This is a genomic window from Rhodanobacter denitrificans, assembly GCF_003335105.1.
In the GTDB taxonomy this organism is placed as follows: Bacteria; Pseudomonadota; Gammaproteobacteria; order Xanthomonadales; family Rhodanobacteraceae; genus Rhodanobacter; species Rhodanobacter denitrificans_A.
In genome coordinates, this window is record NZ_QFWQ01000010.1 from 71,429 (window position 1) to 91,205 (window position 19,777).

General features: G+C 67.9%; 19 protein-coding genes. 10 read left to right on the forward strand and 9 right to left on the reverse strand.

Features of this window, described 5'->3' with window-relative positions; translation table 11 throughout:
* Positions 1–166 precede the first annotated feature (166 nt).
* Positions 167–805 (forward strand): PEP-CTERM sorting domain-containing protein, encoded by a 639-nt coding sequence (locus DEO45_RS15275; RefSeq protein WP_114345398.1) that lies wholly within the window; start codon positions 167–169, stop codon positions 803–805.
* A 43-nt stretch (positions 806–848) separates the two neighbouring features.
* On the opposite strand, the gene DEO45_RS15280 is transcribed toward DEO45_RS15275, so the two are convergent.
* The 3 genes from DEO45_RS15280 to DEO45_RS15290 form a co-directional block, all read right to left on the reverse strand.
* Positions 849–2,324: a hypothetical protein gene (locus DEO45_RS15280; protein WP_223250897.1), complete on the reverse strand. Its 1,476-nt coding sequence runs from the start codon at positions 2,322–2,324 to the stop codon at positions 849–851.
* On the reverse strand, positions 2,321–3,526 hold the full coding sequence (locus DEO45_RS15285) for an SPFH domain-containing protein (protein WP_223250898.1): 1,206 nt from the start codon (positions 3,524–3,526) through the stop codon (positions 2,321–2,323). Before DEO45_RS15285 ends, DEO45_RS15280 begins: the two co-directional genes overlap by 4 nt.
* Positions 3,527–3,830: 304 nt before the next feature.
* A complete protein-coding gene (locus DEO45_RS15290; RefSeq protein WP_147269708.1) occupies positions 3,831–4,733 on the reverse strand; it encodes a hypothetical protein in 903 nt (300 codons plus the stop codon).
* A 212-nt stretch (positions 4,734–4,945) separates the two neighbouring features.
* Between DEO45_RS15290 and DEO45_RS15295 the strand changes: the two genes are divergently transcribed.
* The 6 genes from DEO45_RS15295 (at position 4,946) to DEO45_RS15320 (ending at position 10,111) form a co-directional block, all read left to right on the forward strand.
* Positions 4,946–5,776 (forward strand): SGNH/GDSL hydrolase family protein, encoded by an 831-nt coding sequence (locus DEO45_RS15295; RefSeq protein ID WP_114345403.1) that lies wholly within the window; start codon positions 4,946–4,948, stop codon positions 5,774–5,776.
* Positions 5,773–6,222, forward strand: a complete 450-nt coding sequence (locus DEO45_RS15300; protein ID WP_114345405.1) for a helix-turn-helix transcriptional regulator — start codon at positions 5,773–5,775, stop codon at positions 6,220–6,222. Before DEO45_RS15295 ends, DEO45_RS15300 begins: the two co-directional genes overlap by 4 nt.
* Before the next feature lie 29 nt (positions 6,223–6,251).
* Entirely contained in the window at positions 6,252–6,662 is a 411-nt protein-coding gene (locus DEO45_RS15305) for a VOC family protein (RefSeq protein WP_114345407.1), read from the forward strand.
* A gap of 46 nt (positions 6,663–6,708) precedes the next feature.
* Positions 6,709–7,110 (forward strand): DUF1801 domain-containing protein, encoded by a 402-nt coding sequence (locus tag DEO45_RS15310; RefSeq protein ID WP_223250904.1) that lies wholly within the window; start codon positions 6,709–6,711, stop codon positions 7,108–7,110.
* A 99-nt stretch (positions 7,111–7,209) separates the two neighbouring features.
* Positions 7,210–9,162 (forward strand): M61 family metallopeptidase, encoded by a 1,953-nt coding sequence (locus tag DEO45_RS15315; RefSeq protein WP_114345409.1) that lies wholly within the window; start codon positions 7,210–7,212, stop codon positions 9,160–9,162.
* 100 nt (positions 9,163–9,262) lie between these two features.
* On the forward strand, positions 9,263–10,111 hold the full coding sequence (locus DEO45_RS15320) for a class I SAM-dependent methyltransferase (RefSeq protein ID WP_114345411.1): 849 nt from the start codon (positions 9,263–9,265) through the stop codon (positions 10,109–10,111).
* A gap of 10 nt (positions 10,112–10,121) precedes the next feature.
* Here DEO45_RS15320 and DEO45_RS15325 read toward each other — a convergent pair whose 3' ends face one another.
* Positions 10,122–11,459, reverse strand: a complete 1,338-nt coding sequence (locus DEO45_RS15325) for an MFS transporter (protein ID WP_223250899.1) — start codon at positions 11,457–11,459, stop codon at positions 10,122–10,124.
* A 221-nt stretch (positions 11,460–11,680) separates the two neighbouring features.
* Between DEO45_RS15325 and DEO45_RS15330 the strand changes: the two genes are divergently transcribed.
* Together DEO45_RS15330 and DEO45_RS15335 are read left to right on the forward strand one after the other, a co-directional pair.
* A complete protein-coding gene (locus DEO45_RS15330; protein ID WP_114345492.1) occupies positions 11,681–12,589 on the forward strand; it encodes a DUF5996 family protein in 909 nt (302 codons plus the stop codon).
* 318 nt (positions 12,590–12,907) lie between these two features.
* Positions 12,908–14,482 carry a M20/M25/M40 family metallo-hydrolase gene (locus DEO45_RS15335; protein ID WP_114345413.1) on the forward strand — a complete coding sequence of 525 codons (1,575 nt, stop codon included), beginning with the start codon at positions 12,908–12,910 and terminating at the stop codon, positions 14,480–14,482.
* 85 nt (positions 14,483–14,567) lie between these two features.
* On the opposite strand, the gene DEO45_RS15340 is transcribed toward DEO45_RS15335, so the two are convergent.
* Positions 14,568–15,113 carry a peroxiredoxin gene (locus DEO45_RS15340; protein WP_114345415.1) on the reverse strand — a complete coding sequence of 182 codons (546 nt, stop codon included), beginning with the start codon at positions 15,111–15,113 and terminating at the stop codon, positions 14,568–14,570.
* 105 nt (positions 15,114–15,218) lie between these two features.
* On the opposite strand from DEO45_RS15340, the gene DEO45_RS15345 reads away from it, so the two are divergent.
* On the forward strand, positions 15,219–15,725 hold the full coding sequence (locus tag DEO45_RS15345) for a hypothetical protein (protein ID WP_223250900.1): 507 nt from the start codon (positions 15,219–15,221) through the stop codon (positions 15,723–15,725).
* A 126-nt stretch (positions 15,726–15,851) separates the two neighbouring features.
* On the opposite strand, the gene DEO45_RS15350 is transcribed toward DEO45_RS15345, so the two are convergent.
* From DEO45_RS15350 to DEO45_RS15365, 4 genes are all read right to left on the reverse strand, one after another.
* Positions 15,852–17,627: a GGDEF domain-containing protein gene (locus DEO45_RS15350; RefSeq protein ID WP_223250901.1), complete on the reverse strand. Its 1,776-nt coding sequence runs from the start codon at positions 17,625–17,627 to the stop codon at positions 15,852–15,854.
* Positions 17,628–17,638: 11 nt separating this feature from the next.
* Positions 17,639–17,914 carry a hypothetical protein gene (locus DEO45_RS15355; RefSeq protein ID WP_114345419.1) on the reverse strand — a complete coding sequence of 92 codons (276 nt, stop codon included), beginning with the start codon at positions 17,912–17,914 and terminating at the stop codon, positions 17,639–17,641.
* Positions 17,915–18,041: 127 nt separating this feature from the next.
* Positions 18,042–18,875, reverse strand: a complete 834-nt coding sequence (locus DEO45_RS15360) for an SAM-dependent methyltransferase (RefSeq protein WP_189339776.1) — start codon at positions 18,873–18,875, stop codon at positions 18,042–18,044.
* Positions 18,876–18,920: 45 nt separating this feature from the next.
* A complete protein-coding gene (locus DEO45_RS15365; RefSeq protein ID WP_114345423.1) occupies positions 18,921–19,763 on the reverse strand; it encodes a class I SAM-dependent methyltransferase in 843 nt (280 codons plus the stop codon).
* Positions 19,764–19,777: the final 14 nt, after the last annotated feature.

A 19,777-nucleotide genomic window follows, 5' to 3' on the forward strand; every position in this document is an offset into this window, starting at 1 on the left:
TCCCGTTTTCCGTCGAAATTCTTTACAACTTTCGCGTGCCCGGGAAATTGTGGAAACCGCAACCTGTTGAATAATTGGCAACTCATTGGATGGCATAAAAAGTGCCCGTTGTCGCTGGCCGGGAATGAACAGGCCGGAATGAGCAACCACTCGCAGGAGAAATTCAATGAGCAAGCTCTCCACTCTTTTTTTGAAGCGGTTGATGCCGTTTGGACTAGCGGCATCGTTGGCCGCCGTGCTGCTGACGCCCGGGGCCGCCAACGCCACGCCGTACGTCGTCAAGCTCGTTCAGCAAGGAACGAATGTAGTCACCACCGGAAGCGGGGCCATCGACCTGACCGGCCTCACGTTTGAATACGGAACGGTCACGGGAGGAGCCACCCTGTGGCCATCCTCCGGGTTTGTGATGACTGGGCCGCAAACGAGTGTGGCTCTTGACACCTACACCGGCTTCGCGGGGCCCACAAGTTTTGGGAGCGGCAACGTGGTGGCTCCCAACGTCAATACCGGTGACACGGTTGGAATCTTCGGCTCTCCCTCGTATTACGGTGTCAGGAACCTTTGGGTGCCCTCCGGCTATGTTTCCGGGGACGCGCTGTTCGGCACCTCAACCTATTTCAACGCAAGCTTCGCCAGTCTCGGCGTGACGCCCGGCACCTTCGTATGGACCTGGGGGACCGGGGCGGACCAGAGCTTCACGCTTGACATCGCCGTCAACACGCCCGAACCAGCCGCGCTCGGCATGTTCGGTTTCGGCGTATTGCTGATCGGCGCGTTCGTGGGACGGCGCCGGCGCACGGCGTAGACCGTCGTTCAGAGGGGAAACTCCACTCTGCCCCCGGTTTTCCTCAGTCCCGCAGGCTCACCGTCTGCCCGCGCCAGATCGCATCCTGGTAGCGGTAGAACTGGCTCAGCGAGGAAGGCTTGTCGGCCTGGCGGGTGGTGGCGAGGGACGCCATGTCCAGGATCTCGAAGCGGTGGATGAAGCGGCCGTTGACCCGGGCTTCGCGCGCCGCCAGCATCAGGCGGTCGCCGGGCACCCAGCCGGCGAATTCGATGTAGCCCAGCTGCGGATCGTCGTCGGCCGGCGGCAGCACGTCGATCACCCACTGCTTGCCGACCACGTGGAACAGCCACAGCTCGCGCCAGCTGGTCATGGGCTGCACGGCCAGGGCCAGCGCGGTGCCGCCCGCATTGGCGCGCGCCGAGCCCGCCCAGACCGCGCCGTAGGTGCAGCGTTGCGCCAGTGGCGACTTCGCGTCGTGCTTGCGGTCCAGCAGCGCGATGCAGGTCTCGCCGGGGTGGCCAGCCGCGGTGACGATGTGCAGGCCCTGCGGCGTCTTGAACGCCGGCTCGGCTGCCCAGCGCGAAGCGCCCACGCGCACCGCCGCGTCGTTGTAGTCGTCGCGGTCGCTTTCGACCAGCGCACGGGTGTCGACCGCTGCCAGTTCATCGATGGCGCGCGAGGCGGCCTGCTGCGCCGGTTGCTGGCTGCGCGTGCGCTCGAAGGCGATCGCCGACCATACCGATGCCACGCGCATGTGCAGGCGATTCTGCACGTAGCGGGGCACGCCCTCGCGCGGCACGCGGTCGAGCAGTTCGGCGCGCCAGGTGTCGAATGCGGCTAGCTGCACCGGCGTCAGGCCCGGATCGACGCAGGCCGGATCGGTCAGGGCCAGCGCGGCGGTGGCCTTCTGCGTCGCGCTGGCGTTCAGCGCCACGGCGCGGCGGAAGGCGTCGCCGTCGTAGCACAGCCGCACGCTGCCGTCGCGGGCGATGCTATGGATCGCGACGCCGTAGTCCGCCACCACTTCCAGTTGCCCGGACAGCGCCTGCTCCAGCGCCTTGCTGCGGTTCGTGGATGCGCGCCGGGCCAGGCGCCCGGCCATCACGCCGAGCGCGTCGAACGGCTCGGCGTCGATGGCCTTGCCCGGCGCCGCCTTCAGGTAGGCCGCCGCATACGCGATGCCCAGCGCCTCGCTGCCCGGCATGTCGCGCAGGAAGCGCACCACGGCCAGCAACTCGGGCGCATCGTTTGGCTGCATCGAGACGATGCGTACCCGGCTGGCGCGCACGAAGCCGGCACGCTCGATGCGATGGTCGTAGACCTGCAGGTAGTCCAGCGTGCGCCCGCGCACCTCCAGGGTCTCGCCCTGCCACAGCACCGCCTGCGGTGTCGCCGAGTGGCGCGCCTGCGCCCGCAACGCGGTGCCGTCCAGGGTGACGATGGCCAGCGGGTTCGCGGGCGTCGGTGCCGGCTCGGCGGCATGCGCCAGGCCCATGCTGATGCCCAGCAGCAGGGCCATCCATGCCCGGGCCTTCATGGCGCGCTCCCGGAATCATTGCTTGCTGCCGGCGCCTGATGCGCAGCGTCGATCAGGGCCTGGCCGATGAATCCGCCCGCGGCGGGCGGCGGCGCCACGATCACCGAGATCTTGTCGGACAGCTTGTCGGCCAGGGTCTTCTGGATCAGCAGCGGGTGCTTGTCGATCAGGGCGCCGTCGCGCGCGAGCTGTTCGCTGTTGACCTTGCCCAGCGCTTCCAGCCGGTAGGCGTCGGCATCGGCGAGCTTGCGGCGCGAGTCGGCCTCGCCGGTGGCTTCGATGCGGCGCGCTTCGGCGGTACCCTTCGCGTTGCGGATCAGGGCGGCGCTCTGGGCTTCCGCTTCCAGCTCGCGCTGCTCGATCTGCTTGCGCTTGAACGGCAGCACGTGCTTCATCGCCTCTTCCTGCCCCTTGGCTGCGATGATCTGCTCGTCGGCCGCCGCCTCGGCAGCGGTGTCGCGCTGGGCCTTTTCGGCCTCGGCCTGCAGCCTCGACTCCTGCACCTTCTTCTCCTTCAGCTGCAGGGTGTATTGCATCTGCTGGTTCTCCAGCTCGGTGGCCAGCACCTTGTTCATGCCCTCGCGGTAATCCGGCGGCAGATCGACGTTGCCCATCATCACGTTGCGCAGCACGATGCCGTCGGTCGCCAGCATCGGCTTGAGCTCGCTCTCGATCAGCGTCTGGATTTCCTGGCGCCTGGTCGAGAAGATCTCGCGCACGGTGTAGCGGGTGAACACCTTGTAGATCACGCCCTGCACCAGTGGCTCGACCATGTCGCGGCCGACGTCGTCGGGCAGCACCTTCGCGACCCTGGGCAGGCTCCGCGCGTCGATCGCATAGCGGATCGCCAGCTCGACGCCGATGGACAGGCCCTCGGACGACTGGAAGGGCGCCGGGCCGTCCGCCTTGGCGCTGCGGGTGGGGCGGTAGACCTGATCCACCAGCGGAAACCGGCGCAGGCTGTGGATGCCGGGAATCACCAGGCAGGGGCCTTCGCCCACCTCGCTCACCGAGCCGGTCCACGCGTTCGACCGGATGCCGACCTGCTGCGGGCCGACGGTTTCGATCGGTGGATGGCGGTACAGCCCGTAACCGCCCAGCGCGAGGATCGCCAGGACCAGGGTCTTGCGATTGAGTACGCGTGTCGCTGCATTGCCGAGCCTGCTCGACGTGTCCATCTTGATGCCGCCCCCTTGCTGCATGGCTTCCATTGATGCGCGCCGTCCCGTTGCGGGTCCCGGAGCGTGACCTTCCATGGGCCCGGGGCGGTTGCCGCCTGCGAGCCGTTGGTTGGAGCCTATTAGGAAGGCAGGCGGGGCCGCGCGCGGGCCGGAGATGCGGCAGGCCGCGGACCGGATGTGGCAATTGGCGGGCGGCCGAAAAGGTGTCGGTAATGCCATTGGCCGGGATGGCGACAGAAACCGGGGCGCCTCCGGGGCAATGTATTTCCGCCCCAAATGACGAAGGCGGCCGCAGCCGCCTTCGCACGGGAACGGATGGCGCAGGTCAGGCGGCGATTGCCGGAGCCATGTCGCTCGTGATGTCGTCGTCGCACACGTCGCGCCACAGGTGGTACATCACCCCGAACATCACCGAGAACATCGCCAGGAACAGGGCGATATAAAACGGGACGATCACCACGAATACCAGCCATGGGCTGATGAGCTTGGCGAGCAGGGTGAGCACGAGGACCGCGATCGCCAGGGCGATGGCCACCACGATCCAGACAAGGATGGCGCTCAGTGCAAATACGAGCAGCGGCAGCAGGTTTTTCAGCGCGCCGACCAGGCCGTCGCCGATCGCGCCGAACACGCTGCGGCCGCGCAGCGCGACCTGGCCAAGGCTGATCGCATAGAAGCCCATCATGAAAAGGCCGGCCAGCATCAACAGCGCCACGGTGATCCCGAAGCCGTCGGGCAACGCCGTCGGCGGCGGCTGGTGGCTGGCCTGCGCGGCCAGTGCTTGCGCGTACCACCTGCCGATGCCGCGTCCGGTTGCCGCGATGACGATGCCGAACAAGGCGACATAGACCACGATCATCGCCAGCCCATAGCCGATCAGGCGCAATGCTTCCCCTTGCCGATAGGGCTTGAAGACGTCGCGTGCGCGGACCGGCAGCCCGCGCTCGGCCGCATCGACCACCTGCAGATAGCCCGCGTAGAGCGGCACGACCAGCAGGCCGATCAGCAGGGAGACCACCATGATCCCGCCGAAGGTTGCCGGGCTCAGCGGTGCGCCCGTGCTGACCGAGTGGAATTGCATGGGAAGCGTGACCAGCGATGGCAGCAGGCATGCCAGCACCATGAAGGCTGCCCCTCCGAGCATTGGCCTGGGATGGCGGTAACCCACGCTGATGCCCTGCGTCAGCCAGCCGAAGCCAGCCAACGGTCCCCTGGATCGTGTCGTCATGTGTCGATTCCCCGATGATCGGCGCCCCCGCGCCGTGTCCGTCGAGCATAGCGGGTGACGGCCGATGTGTGGGATGCGGGAAGCCCCATCGCCGGATCGGGCGCATCGGTGGCGCGCCTGATCTGTGCACTTCCCCGATCGGGTTGCCGATATTTCCTTCGGGGTATCCTGTTCTCTAGTTGGCTCTGCAAGTCTTGCATGGAGATCCGGGCATGACGTTTCCATCGGTCCTTATCGCTGCCTTCGTGCTTTTCGCCGGCGTGGCCAGCCCGCTGTATGCCACCGGCCAGGCCGCGGCCTCCACCTCGGCGGTGCCCGTCGCCATCAACCCGCTCTACACCATGCCGCCGGCGTCGCTCACCGCCGAACAGGCCGCGTCCATGCAGCAGCAATTGCTGGACTGGCCGCAACTGGCCCGCTACCGCGACGACAATGCGCAGCTGCCGGCGCCTGCGCCCGGCGCGGCGCGCGTGGTGTTCTTTGGCGACTCCATCACCGACGCGTGGGGGCGTGCCGAGGGCACCCGCTTTTTCCCCGGCAAGCCGTACGTCAACCGCGGCATCTCGGGGCAGACGACGGCGCAGATGCTGCTGCGTTTCCGGCAGGACGTGATCGCGCTCCGTCCCGCGGCGGTGGTCGTGCTCGCCGGCACCAACGACATCGCGGGCAATACCGGCCTCGCCACGTTGCCGATGATCGAGGACAACTTCCGCTCCATGACGGAACTGGCGCAGGCCAACCACATCCGGGTCATCCTCGCCTCCGTGCTGCCGGTCAGCGACTATCCCTGGCATCCGGGCCTGCAGCCGGCCGACAAGGTCCGCGCGCTCAACGCGTGGATCAAGGCTTATGCGTCGTCGCGTGGCGCCACCTACCTCGACTACTACGGCGCGCTGGCCAACGCGCAGGGCGGCATGGATTTCCGCCTTGCCAGCGACGGCGTACACCCGACGCCGGAGGGTTACGCGATCATGGCGCCGCTCGCGCAGCAAGCCATCGAGCGGGCGCTGGCGAATCCCCGCACGGGACGATCCCGGCAATGAACAGCCGACCCGCGGCAGCGCAGGACCTGCGCGACCTCGCCCGGCTGCGCCGCGTGCGCGATCGGATCGACCGGGAGTATGCGCAACCGCTGGACGTCGACGCGCTCGCCCGCGGCGTGCACATGTCGGGCGGTCACCTCAGCCGCCAGTTCAAGCTCGCCTTCGGCGAGTCGCCTTATTCGTATCTGATGACGCGGCGCATCGAGCGCGCGATGGCGCTGCTGCGTCGTGGTGACCTCAGCGTCACCGAAGTCTGCTTCGCCGTGGGCTGCGCGTCGCTGGGCACCTTCAGCACGCGTTTCGCCGAGCTGGTCGGGGTGCCGCCCAGCGTCTACCGGCGCGACGCGGCGCAGGCCACGGCTGGCATGCCGTCCTGCGTGGCGCGGCAGGTGACCAAACCGGTCAGGAATAGAGAAGCGCCTGCCACCGAGCCGGACTTAGCATGACGGCTCCTTCCACCGCGAGCAAAGCCGTCATGGACATCTCCATTCACGCGAGTTTTCTTCCGCAGACCGATCCGGATGCCTCGCTGGCGTTCTATCGCGACATCCTCGGCTTCGAGGTGCGCAACGACGTCGGCTACAACGGCTTGCGCTGGATCACGATGGGGCCGCCCGACCAGCCTGGCACCTCCATCGTGCTGTACCCGCCGGCCGCCAGCCCCGGCGTGAACGACGACGAGAAGCGCACCATCGCCGGGATGATGGCCAAGGGCACCTACGCCATCATGCTGCTGGCGACCCGCGACCTCGACGCGGCCTTTGAGCGGATCCAGGCCAGCGGCGCCGAGATCGTCGAGGAGCCGACCCGGCAGCCGTACGGCGTTCGCGACTGCGCCGTGCGCGATCCCGCGGGCAACCTGCTGCGCGTGCAGGAACGGCACTGAGTTTGTCCGGCGGGCGATGACCACCATGAAGCGAGGGACAGTCACCATGAAGAACGGGGAGATCGGCTCGAAAGAAGCCATCGCGGGCGACACGCCCTCTCGGCTGATCGATGCGAGGATCGCGGAGCTGGGCGACTGGCGGGGCGCGACGCTTGCCCGCATCCGCGCGCTGGTCAGGCAGGCTGTTCCCGAGGTGGTGGAGGAGTGGAAGTGGCGCGGGGTGCCGGTGTGGTACCGCGCCGGAATGATCTGCACCGGCGAGACCTACAAGAACGCCGTGAAGCTGACCTTCGCCAAGGGCGCCTCGCTGGACGACCCTGCCGGTCTATTCAATGCCAGCCTCGAAGGCCATACCCGGCGCGCCATCGATATCCATGAAGGCGACACCATCGACGAAAAGGCGTTGAAGGCGCTGTTCCGCGCCGCGGTGGCGCTGAACGAGTCGTAGCCCGGTCAGCCGCCGGCGAGCGGGTGATGCCATCCGGTTGCATCAAGGGCCGGCGGTGATAAGTTGGCAGCCTCTTCATCCAAGCCACTGGGGTCCAACATGCTTCGTGCCTCTTCCGCTGCGTTGCCGGCGGCCGTGCATCGCCGGTTTTCACGTCTCGCCCTTGCCGTATTGCTGGCGCTTGCCGCTGGTGCCGCGGGGGCGCAGCAGATGCGGACGGCTGAGGTGCCGCCGCCGCAGGACACGCCGTATCCCGGCACGGTGGCGCTCCATGTCGATGCCAGCGATAACGCGCAGGGCATCTTTCGCGTGCGCGAGTCGATCCCGGTCAAGGCCGGCGCGCTGACGCTGCTCTATCCGCAGTGGATTCCCGGCGACCACTCGCCGACCGGCCCGATCGCGATGCTCGCCGGCCTCCGGTTGAGCGCCAACGGCAAGCCGCTGGCATGGATGCGCGACAAGTACGACGTGTACGCGTTCCATCTCGACGTGCCCGCGGGCGTCGCCAGCATCGACGCGGAGTTCCAGTACCTGTCGCCGCGCGACGGCGGGTTCGAGATCACCGACCGCATGATGGACATGGAATGGAGCAAGGTGGCGCTGTATCCGGCCGGCCATTACACCCGCGGCATCACCTTCGCGCCCAGCCTGACGCTGCCGCATGGCTGGCGGCTCGGCAGCGCACTGGAGCCGGCCTCGCAGTCGGGCGATACCGTCACCTTCAAGCCGGTGACGTTCAACAACCTGGTCGATTCGCCGGTCTACGCCGGCCAGTACTTCAAGCGCGTCGACCTCACGCCGTCCGGCGGTGCGCCGGTGCATATGGACATCGTCGCCGACGCGCCGAAGTATCTGGAGATGACGCCCGGGCAGCTGCAGGCGCATCGCGCGCTGGTGGTGCAGGCGACCACGCTGTTCGGTTCGCACCATTACGATCACTACGATTTCCTGTTCTCGCTGTCCGACCAGCTGGGCGGCAACGGCACGGAACATCACCAGTCCAGCGAGGACGGCCTCGGCGCGGACTACTTCACCGCCTGGAGCGAGGCCGCGCCCGGCCGCGACCTGCTGGCGCACGAGTACACCCATTCGTGGAACGGCAAGTTCCGCCGCCCGGCCGACCTGTGGACGCCCAACTTCAACGTGCCGATGGGCGATTCGCTGCTGTGGGTGTACGAGGGCCAGACGCAGTACTGGGGCTTCGTGCTCACCGCGCGCTCGGGCCTGTGGTCGCCGCAGGAGTTCCGCGACGCGCTGGCGATGGTGGCGGCCAACTACGAGCGCAACCGCGGCGGTTTCGGCTGGCGCACGATCGAGGACACCACCAACGACCCCACCGTCGCCCGCCGCTCGGGCCTGCCGTACCGCAGCTGGCAGATGAGCGAGGAGTACTACAGCGCGGGGCAGATGATGTGGCTGTCGGTGGACGCGAAGATCCGCACGCTGACGCACGACAGCAAGTCGCTGGACGATTTCGCCCGCGCGTTCTTCGGCGTCGACAACGGCAGCTACGTCACCCGCACCTACACCTTCGACGACGTGGTGGCGGCGCTGGACGGCGTGGCGAAGTACGACTGGGCGGGTTTCCTGCGCGCGCGCGTCGACACGCTGAACCCGCCGCTGGGCGAGGGCCTCGAAGGCACCGGCTGGAAGCTGGTCTATACCGACCAGGAGAGCGCCTACGAGAAGCAGTACAACAGCCGTCCCGAATCGCCGCGCCACTTGTACAACTACGCCTGGTCGATCGGCCTGACCATGGCCAAAGGTGGCCAGATCAACGACGTGCGCTGGAACGGGCCGGCGTTCAAGGCCGGCGTCAGCACCGGCGCCACCCTCGTCGCGGTGAACGGCCAGGACTACAGCGACGACGCGCTGAAGAGCGCGATCACCGCGGCCAGGACGGACAAGGCGCCGATCAAGCTGCTGCTGAAGTTCCAGGGCGGCTACCGCACGGTGGCGGTGGATTACCACGATGGCCTGCAGTACCCGCACCTGGTGCGGGTGGCGGGCACGCCCGACTACCTGAGCGAGATCATCGCCGCGCGCAAGTGAGTCCGGCAGCATGCGCCTGAAGGGCGGGTGCCGCCCGCGCGTGCATCGTTGCCATTTCACGGGGCGGCGGGTGCCGCCGCCGTCTGTCGGGAGGTCGAGCATGACTCGCCAGGTTGAGCCATCCGCCGGCGCGCCTTCCGCGCCGGACGGCCGCGATCCGCCGCTACCGGTATCGCCGGCTGGCGGCGACGAGCCGCGCGGTGCCTCGGCGGTGGGCCTGGACGATGCCAGGCTCAGCGGCTGGTACCGGGAAGACAGCGGGGAGCTGTTCCGCGGCGTCCCGATCGGCGCGGACGACGTGGTGGTCGACGTCGGCTGCGGCGCCGGGGTCAACAGCATGTTCTGCGCGCGCCACGGCGCGCGGGTCGTCGCGATCGACCGCGAGGCGCAGCTGGTCCACGAGGTGCGGGCCCGGCTGGCCGCGACGGGCACGCGCGCACACACCGGCCTGGTCTCCGATGCGAATCCGCTGCCGCTGGAGGATGGCATGGCCACGCGAGTGATCTGCACCGAAGTGCTGCAGCATTTGGACGATTCGCGGCAGGTCCTCGCCGAGTTGTTCCGCATCGGTGCCGAGGGTGCGCTGTACCTGCTGAGCGTGCCGGGCGCGTTGCAGGAGGATCTGCAGGATCGCGTATTGCCGCCCGAGTACCGCGGGCAGCCCGGTGGCCCACTGCGCGTCATCGGCGGCGACGAATTTGCGCAGATGGTGGGCGACGCCGGCCTGGTCGTGGTGGAGCACACCTCGTACGGATTCTTCTGGTCGATCTGGTGGGCCCTGTTCTGGGCCTGCAAGGTCGAGCTGTACGATCCCGCCCACCCGGTGCTGGATCACTGGACCGCGGCCTGGCGCGCGCTGCTGGAGATGCCGCAGGGGCAGCAGCTCAAACAGCAGCTCGACCAGTTCATGCCGATCAGCCAGGTCATCGTCGCGCGCAAGCCCGGGTGAAAGCGGACGGTCAGTCGCGATGCCCCGGGGCGGTGAAACCCCCTCGGCTGATGGCCGCCGTGCCCTGTCTGGCCACGCCCGGGCGCGTCTCCGGCATGGTCAGGAGCACCGGCAACACGGCCAGGGCGACCGCGGCGATCATCGCGCCGGGCAGGGCGGTCCATCCGGTCAACCGGACGAACAGCTCGGCGAGGAAGGGCGTCAGGCCGCCGAAGATCACCGTGGCCACCGTCACGCCCAGGGCCAGGCCGCTGAGCCGGCCTTCGCCGGGAAACTGCTCGGCGGTCGCCGGGGCGCCCACCGCACTCACGCCGCCCGCGAGGCAGGCCAGCACGATCGCGCCAGCGGCGACGCGCAGTTCGCCGCCACCGGCCATCAGGCCGAACATCGACAGCGGCAGCAGCATGCCGGCGATGCCCAGTCCGATCAGTACCGGCTTGCGCCCGACCCGGTCGGAGAGCGCGCCCGCCAGTGGCGTGACCAGGATGACCGCTACCGCGGCAAGGGTCGCCAGCCAGAGCGAACGGCCTTCGGCGAGGCTGCCCGACGAGCTGAGGAAGGCGGGCACATAGGTGATGCCGACGTAATAGGTGATCGAGCCCAGCGCCGAGATGGCGAAGGTCCGCAGCAGCGCGGGCCGATGCTGGGCCAGCACGTGGCGAAGCGGCGATTCGGGCACGCTGTGCTGCTTCAGCTGGCGCAGGAAATCCGGCGATTCGTCCATGGTGGAGCGGGCGATCCAGACGCCGCCGGCCAGCACCGCGCCGGCCAGGAACGGAATGCGCCAGCCCCAGGTGTCGAGATGGACAGTGCTCATTGCGCCGACCACCAGGGCGGCGATCGCCACGGCCAACAGCGCGCCGACCTCGCTGGCGGCGGATGCCAGCGAGGTGATCAGGCCGCGCCGGTCCGCGCGCGCCCCTTCCAGCAGGTAGGCGACCACGCCCGTGTATTCGCCGCCGACCGAGAACGCCATGAAGCAGCGCAACAGAAGCAGGAGTCCGCCTGCGGCCGGGCCGATCGTGGCGTAGTCGGGCAGCAGCGCGGTCGCCAGCATCGCCAGCGTCATCAGCATCATCGACAGCACCAGCGTGCGCTGCCGCCCGATGCGATCTCCGATGTGGCCGAACACCATCGCACCCAGCGGCCGCATGCCGTAGGCAATGGCAAATCCGGCGAGCGTGGCCAGCAGCGAGCCGTTGCCGCCGCCGAAGAACACCCGCGCCAGCACCGTGGCGAAATACAGGTAGAGCGTGAAGTCGTACCACTCCACCACCGTCGACAGCGCCGCGACCACCATGGAGGCACGCGAGATCTCGGGAGCGCCGTGCTGTTGGGTCGAGGCCATGCCGGCAGGTTACCGGAAGCCGACTGGGGCGGGCAAAGTCAGGGCGCGCGCGTCCCGCATCGCTGCTTTTCGCCGCAAGCGCCTTCTTCGGCAGCATCAGCGACATGCGACCGGCGGCAGCGAGTTCCCCGACTGCCTATCGGGAAGGGCGACAGGGCCGCCGGCCCGGCGTCGATCGGGTATCGTGGACGGGCGCAACCGCAAACGATGGGGTGGCGAACATGGCGACGACCGTCGAAACCCGTTGGCCCGCGCTGCCTTGCGAGGCCTGGAAGGACACCTACGCGACCCTGCACATGTGGTTGCAGGTGGTCGGCAAGATCGCGCTGGCGCAGGCGCCGCCGCTCAATCATTGCTGGTCGGTGGCGCTGCATGTCACGTCGCGCGGACTGGCGACGCGCCCGCTGCCGCACGGTGCCCGTTCCTTCACCATCGAGTTCGACTTCATCGACCACCAGCTGGCCGTCCGCGCCTCGGATGGCGAAACGCGGACGCTGGCCCTGGCGCCGCGCAGCGTCGCCGATTTCTACCGTGAATTGATGGCCACGCTGCGCGCGATGCGCCTGCCGGTGGAGATATGGCCCGTGGCCGTCGAGGTTGCCGAGCCGGTCCGGCTCGACCTGGACACGCAACACCACACGTATGATCCCGGGTACGCCAACCGCCTGTGGCGCATCCTCGTGCAGGTCGACCGGGTGTTCACCGCCTCGCAGTGCGCGTTCGTCGGCAAGTGCAGCCCGGTCAACTTCTTCTGGGGCAGTTTCGACCTGGCGGCAACGCGTTTCTCCGGTCGCCGCGCGCCGCCGCGCGAAGGGCCGGCGTTCGAGCGCGACGCGTATTCGCACGAGGTCATCAGCCATGGCTTCTGGCCCGGCAGCGGAGCGTTGCCGGAACCCGCGTTCTACGCGTATGCAGTGCCCGAACCGCCGGGGCTGAAGGAGGCGCGCGTGCAACCGCAGGCTGCCTATTACCATCGTCAGCTCAGCGAGTTCATCCTGCCCTACGAAGCGGTGCGGCAGGCCGATGCGCCCGATGACATGATCCGTGCCTTCATCGACAGCACTTATGCCTGCGCCGCCGACCTGGCCCAGTGGGACCGCGGCGCACTCGATCGCCCGGCCCTGGCGTGAGACAAACGGCAAGCCGGCGAAACCGGAATCCCTGACCCCGGCTCCGGTGCCGATCGGCGCTCATCGCGTTTGCCCCTGCCGTCGGCGCCAGGGCGACGGATTCACGCACGACGCCTTGCGGTGGCCTCGAACACGCTTCGCTTGCAATCGGGGCCGGGTTCCACTTGAGGAAATATCGATGCTTCCTCAGGGCCGGTACGCGCAGTGGACTGGCGTCTGCAACATGACTAAAGGCCCATGAGCGCGGGGGTGCGGGGCGCTAGATTCGAAAATTCTTGCGTCCAGTCAAGCCAGGGGGAAACCGTGATCAAGCGTTGCATGTTGGTGTTGTGTCTGGGTCTCAGCGGCATCGCCGCGGCCCAGGAGCCGGTGGACCTGGACATGGTCAGCCGCATCCGCCAGGAGGCTTTCCATCGTTCGCAGGTCATGGACATTTTCAGCCATCTGACCGAGAGCATCGGCCCGCGTCTGACCAATTCCCCGCAGATGGGCCAGGCCAATGCCTGGACCCGCGGAAAGTTCAACGACTGGGGCCTGGCCAACGTCCACGACGAGGCCTTCGACGATTTCGGCCGCGGCTGGGAATTCAGCAGCGCCAGCGTGGAAATGCTCAGCCCGCGCACGCTGCCGTTGCATGCATTGCCCAAGGCATGGACGCCCGGCACCGACGGTCCGGTCGAGGGCGAGGTGATGGCAGTCAGCATCAAGAAGCTCGCCGACCTGGAACAGTACAAGGGCAAGCTGGCAGGCAAGATCCTGCTGTTGAACGAAGCGCGCCCGTACAAGCGTGGCGTCGAGGCTGATTCGCATCGCCACGACGAGGCCGGCCTGGCCGAACTGCAGGCATTCGCCGTGCCCAGGGACGCCGACAAGGATCGCGCCAGGCGGATCAAGCAATACACCGAGCGCCAGGAGCTGGCCCGCGCCACCAACGAGTTCTTCGTCGCCGAGGGCGCGCTGGCCACGCTCGGCATCAGCGGCTGGGACAACGGCATCATCCGAGTCACCGGCGGCGGCTCGCGCAAGGCCGGGGAGCCGGTGGGCGTGCCCGAACTGGCGATGGCGGCCGAGCACTACAACCAGCTGGTGCGTGCGGTCGAGCGCAAGCAGGCGGTTAAGTTGCGGGTGAACGTGAAAGCGCGTTTCACCGACGAGGCCGACCAGCCCGGCTACAACACCCTGGCCGAGATCCCGGGCAGCGGCAGCAAGGCCGGCGAGATCGTCATGCTGGGCGCGCACATGGACTCCTGGCACGCCGGTACCGGCGCGGCCGACAATGCCGCCGGCGTGGCCGTGATGATGGAAGCCATGCGCATCCTCAAGGCGGTGGGCGCCAAGCCCAGGCGCACCATCCGCGTGGCGCTGTGGAGCGGGGAGGAGCAGGGCCTGATCGGTTCGCAGGCGTACGTGGCCACGCATTTCGCCGCCCATCCGGAACCCGCCGATCCCAGGCAGAAGGCGTTGCCCGCGTCGCTGCGCGAATCGACCGGCGCATTGCAGAAGAAGCGCGATTACGACCGCTTCTCGGCCTACTTCAACATGGACAACGGCTCGGGCCGCTTCCGCGGCATCCATGCCCAGGAAAACCTGGCGGCGATGCCGATCTTCCAGGCCTGGCTGGAGCCGTTCCACGACGTCGGCGCCACCACCGTCGCCACCCGCAATACCGGCAGCACCGACCACGTTTCCTTCGATCGCGTCGGCCTGCCGGGATTCCAGTTCATCCAGGACCGGCTGGACTATTCCAGCAACGTCCACCACAGCGACCTGGATACCTGGGACCACGCCGAGCCGGAGGACCTGAAGCAGGCGGCGGCGATCGTCGCGTCCTTCGTCTACCACGCCGCCATGCGCGAGGAAAAACTGCCGCGCAAGCCGCTGCTGGAAGGCTGATTTCCGGGACTGGTTGCACTGACGGGCCGGCAAAACCGGCCCGTCAGCATGTCGGGAAAGTCGCCATGGGCAAGGCAAGTTCGTCTTATTTCTCGAGCGCCTTCACCGCCCCCAACGTCTCTTGCACGTGCTGCTTCGGGTTCAGGTTCGAGTAGACGTGCACGATCTTCCCCGACGGGGCGATCACGTAGGACGTGCGGTCCGACCAGCCGGGCCTCATCAACAGCAGTGCGTCGTATTCCTTGGCGATCTTCGCGCCTTCGTCGGCGGCGACCGGGAACTTGCCGCCGCAATGCTCGGTTTCCTTCGAGAAAGCCGCCAGCTCCGAGGTATTGCCGGCGGTGACGCCGATCACGGTGGCGTGCTGTGCCTTGAACTGGTCGATGGCCTCCGAGAACAGGTGCGCCTCCAGGTTGCAGCCCGAGGTGTGCGCGGCAGGGAAGAAGTACACCACCACGGGTCCCTTCTTCAGGGCGTCGGCGAGCTTGAACGTGAAGGGCTGGCCGGCGAGATAGGCCGGCGCGGAAAAATCGGGGGCCTGGCTGCCTTCCTTCAGCGCCGCAAACGCCGGCGAGGCGAGGGTGGCGGTGCCGACGAGGGCGAGGGCGGCGAATTTCAACAGGGCGCTCATGGGCGTGATTCCTCTGGCTGGGGTCAGTCGAGTTATACGCCAGAAGTGCCGGGGCGGATGCCACCACGACCCCGGAGTTCAGGTTGATTGCCGTGGGCAGGTGGCATGGGTGCTGGGCCCGTCCCCTTTTTGCATGGCGCAGCCGCCGGGCGGGAGTTCTGCTATGTTGGCTGCGGGGTCGTGCCTGCATGTCCATTCGCATCCATCCGGCGGGAGGTCAGCCACATGGGCCACAACAAGTCACGCTCGAGCGTTTCGGTGGGCCCGGTCGACTGGAGTGATCCGAACCTGGATGCACTGCTGCAGAAAGTCGACGGCTGGAAGCTGGACAACCGCAGCAGCCACGCGCCGCAGGAAGTGCAGATCCACGTCAGCTCCGGATGGACGGCGGGCTCCGTCATCAGCAAGCCGGCGCAGCTGATCTCCATGGATGAGCAAACCATGATACTGGCGACCCGGTTTCCGGTTCCGAACGGCGAGCACGTGCGCGTGGACACCCAGGATGCAGACGGCACGCATATCGTGTGGGCCTGGATGATGGAAGGGCGCGAGGGTTGCCGCGTCGAGGATCGCGAACGCGGCCTGTTCCTGAGCAAGCTGCGTATCGGCTGACGGTCTGAAGGCAGATACCGAAGGCGTCGCCGAGCATGCCGGCGCTTGCCGCACATCTTGTCGCGGCACGAGGTTTTGCCGGTCGCGGACGGTACTCGAAATCCGGCTCCGGGTCGGCCTGGGATTTCAGGCTTCGGCCAGGCTGCCGTTTCCGGCGTCGGCGATGACGCGGTTGCGCCCGGTACGCTTGGCGCGGTACAGCGCGGCGTCCGCTTCCTTGCAGAGCCGTTGCAGCCCATAGCCGCAGGTGTCGGTGAAAGCCAGGCCGACGCTGGCGGAAATCCATATGTCGCGCCCATCTTTTTCGATCGGTGCCGTTTCAATGGCAACGCGGATGCGGTCGGCGATCTCCAGCCCCTGATCGCGGGAACACTCGCGCAGCAGGATGCCGAATTCCTCACCACCCAGCCGGCCGAACAGGTCGGCGGGGCGCAGGTGCTGCTGGCAGATGCCGACGGCATGCTTCAGCACGGTGTCGCCCATGACGTGGCCATGGGTGTCGTTGACCTGCTTGAAGTGGTCCAGGTCGATCGAAGCCAGGCAGGCGTGGCGGGCATGCTTCTCGGAAAGGCGCAGGGTGCGCTCGGCTTCGCCGATGAAGTGCTGGTGGTTGTAGATGCCGGTGAGACCGTCGTAGTGCGACAGACGCTTGAAGCGGAGCTGCGAGCGCTTGAGCCGGAACAGCCACAGCGCGATGGAGGCGAGCGCCATCAGCAGCAGCGCGATATACAGCCGGCCGGTTTCCACCGTCTTGCCGGCCAGCGCCTGATGCATGCGCAGCACGGCGTTCTGCCGGCCCAGCTCTTCCGCTTCCATCTGCCGGGTCAGCACCTGCTGCTGCACCGTCCGGTACGCGAGTGTGCGCGCGCCGACGTCGTTGAGGTAACCCTTGTCCTGGGCCGCGTAGTGCTCGTGGTAATCCAGCGCGGCGGCGGCATGGCCCTGTTTCTTCTCGACCTGGTAGAGCACCTCGTAGGCATCCTTCAGCCATTCGTTGATGTCCCCGGGATGGCCCATCGCCACGGCGGCGAGTGCCGCCGTGCGCGCCTCGGCGTCGCGGCCCAGCTTCGCGTAGGCCATCGCCCGCTTGGCCTGGGCCGACAGCATGTGCAGGTAGTAGCGGCTGGCCTCGATGGCGGGGGCGATGCGGTCGAGCAGGGCCAGCGCCTTGCCGGGCTGCTCCTGGTCCAGGTAGAGGCTGTCCAGCGCCAGTTCCAGGGCATGGGTGATGATTGGCTCCCCGGCTGCCGTGCAGGTATCGATGGCCTGTTGCAACTCCGCGCTGGCGGTCGTTAGCCGCTTGCCGTTGTACAGTGCCGCGACCTGCAGGTAGCGGGGACGACACAGGCTGCCGTCGGGCGGAACGACGCTCTCCATCATGCGTGCGTAGTTGACGGCGAGGTCGGTCTGGCCGGCGTAGTTCAGCATCTGCGAGAGGTTTTCCAGCAGGATGAAACGGGCCTGCGGATCCTTGACCGCGGGCAACGCGGCCGTGAGCTGGTTGGCCAGCCGGTAAGCTTCCTCGTAGCGCCGGCTGAATCCCAGGTTGCTCAGCAGCAGGGCCGATGCCTTGGTGGACAGGGCGGCATCGCCCGAGCGGCCGATGACCTCGCGCAGCTGGCTTTCGGCGCTGGCGGCGTAGCCTTCGTAGCTGGCCTCCCAGGCATCGAGGTAACGCAGATGCCATTGTTCGGAGGCGCTCAGTCGGGGCACCTCGCGATGGAACTCCGCCAGCATCTGTGCGAACCGCGGGTGGTCGGTGGTACGCAGGCGCTCGATCCGGTCGAGCGCCTGCTTCGGATCCGTGACGGGAGTGGGGGGATTGCCGGCATGCGCCAGCGCGCACCACGCCATGGCCGCCATCGCAGGCCACATGCGGATGCGGCTGGACAGCACGGGCATGCCGGTTTCGTCTAGGACAAGGACAGCGGACGGTCGTCGGGTGCCGGGTCTTCGCCGTCTTCTTCCTCTTCCTCCTCGTGCGCGGGGCTCTGGATGGACTCGGTGGCCAGGTTCACCTTGTTCCCGAACTCCGCCGCCAGCATCGCGCTGTCGCCGCTGGCCACCGCCGAGATGAGCGCGGCTGACGCCTGGGCCCCCTCGAGCACGTTCGCCAGGTCCCCTGCCGTGGCGTGGCGCAACGCGGCATCGCTGCCGATGGCTTCCAGCAGGTCGATCGTGTCTGTCATGGTTCTTCCCCGTTCCGTGATGATCGTGCGATTGGCATGGCGGGTCCGCCGATGCCGGTGGCGTCATGGGCCGGTGCGGACCTTTCCCCAGGGCAGGCACGGCCGGCGGGCCATTATGTGCGCTAGTTCACGTTTTGGCACCTGCCTCCAGCCGGTCCAGCGCCTCAATCCGGTCCAGCACGGCGCGGTTGGGCTTCATCGCCGCGGCCGGGGGCAGCACGACTGTCTCCTCGGCGCTCAGGGGCACCTGCGGCAGGTCGCGCAGCGCGATGCGACGGATCCGTGGCTGCTGGATCGGCAGGGTGGCCGCGCGGTAGACGATGACCGGGTGATCCAGCGGGTAGTCCCGGGCCAGCAGGTCCACCAGCACCTGCCGATAAGCCGGCCCGGTCCGGGAGATCCCCAGCGACCAGTCGCCCGCGTGCGCCACCTGCCACAGCACCAGGTAGCCGGTGTTCTCGATGCGCCGTTCGTAGAACAGCAGCTGGCTGGCCTCGAAGTGCTGGCAGCCGTAGCGGCCGGGGTCGATGCCCAGGTCGGCGTAGAGGCAATCCTCGGCGGAGATGCCTGGCTCCATGTGCGCCTCGTAACCTTCCGCGCGGGCGGCCTTGATGGCCTTGTGCGGCGACCAGGCGAAGATGCCGGGATGGCCGTAGAACACCCCGCAGACCCGCTTGCCGGCGCGCACCTCGGTCATCATCAACTCGACCCATTCCCGGTAGGTCTTCAGCCGCGACTTGCCCTCCGCGTAGCAGGGCTGCAGGCTGCGCACGTCTGGGTGCATGCGCCCGAGCCAGACTTCCACGATGGCATCGGACAGCCCGGCGAACACTACGTCCGCCCGCTGAATGTGGCTGCGCGCCAGTGGCGTGAGGTGGGAACCGAGGGTCATGCCGAGGCCCACGCAGGCCAGGCTGCCGCGGGACGAGCCGTTCGATGACGGGAGGGGTGGGGTATCCATCGGCCCGGATGGTAGGGCAACTCCGGGCCGGGTGGCGCGGCGCGTTCAGCGCCGCGTGGCCAGTACTCCGTCCAGCGCCAGTTCGGCCCTGAAGCCGGCCTGTTCCAGCCGCCGAGCCACTTCGCGTGGCACGTCGCGGCCGCTGGTGAGCTTGTTGGGGCTGCCGGTGTAGTGAAACAGGCGGCCGCCGCGTCGCAGCACGCGGGCGAGCTGCCGGTAGAACTCCAGCGAGTACAGTTCGCCGGCGATGCCGAAGCGCGGCGGGTCGTGCAGCAGCGCGTCCACCGAGGCGTCGGCGAGCTGCGCGACGGCCCGCGCCACGTCCGCGTGCTGCAGCCGCAGGCGGCCACCGTTCTGCGGCGCATCAGGATCCGGCGACCACGGGTTGAGCGTGCGCAGCCACAGCACGTCGGGATTCTTCTCGAACGAGTGGATGCGCGCCGCGCCGGCCTCCAGGCAGCAGGCGGCGAAGTAGCCCAGGCCGCCGCAGGTATCCAGCACCACCTTGCCGCGCGGCTCGACCAGCGTCACCTTGCGGCGCGCGTCGTCCAGCGGCGACTCCTTCGAGGTGGGCAGCATCTTGATGCCGTCGATCTCGAAGGTGGGCGCGCCCCACTCGGTGGGCACCAGCTTGATCAGCGAGCCGGCATAGCGCGCCACCGGCGCGAACCCGTCGCCGTCCCAGTAGTAGATCGTGCGGTCCTTCAGCGCGGACGGATACGGGTAGGGCTGGCCTTGCCACAGCCAGGCGTCCGGCTGCAGCGATGCGCTGCCGTTCGAGCGATCCAGGTCCAGCGAGCCGTCCCATTCGTGCGCACTGGCATCGCGTGCGGCCAGCAGCGATGCGGCGACGGGGCGGGTGAGCAGCGGGCCGGAGTAATGCGACACGGCAGATTATCCCG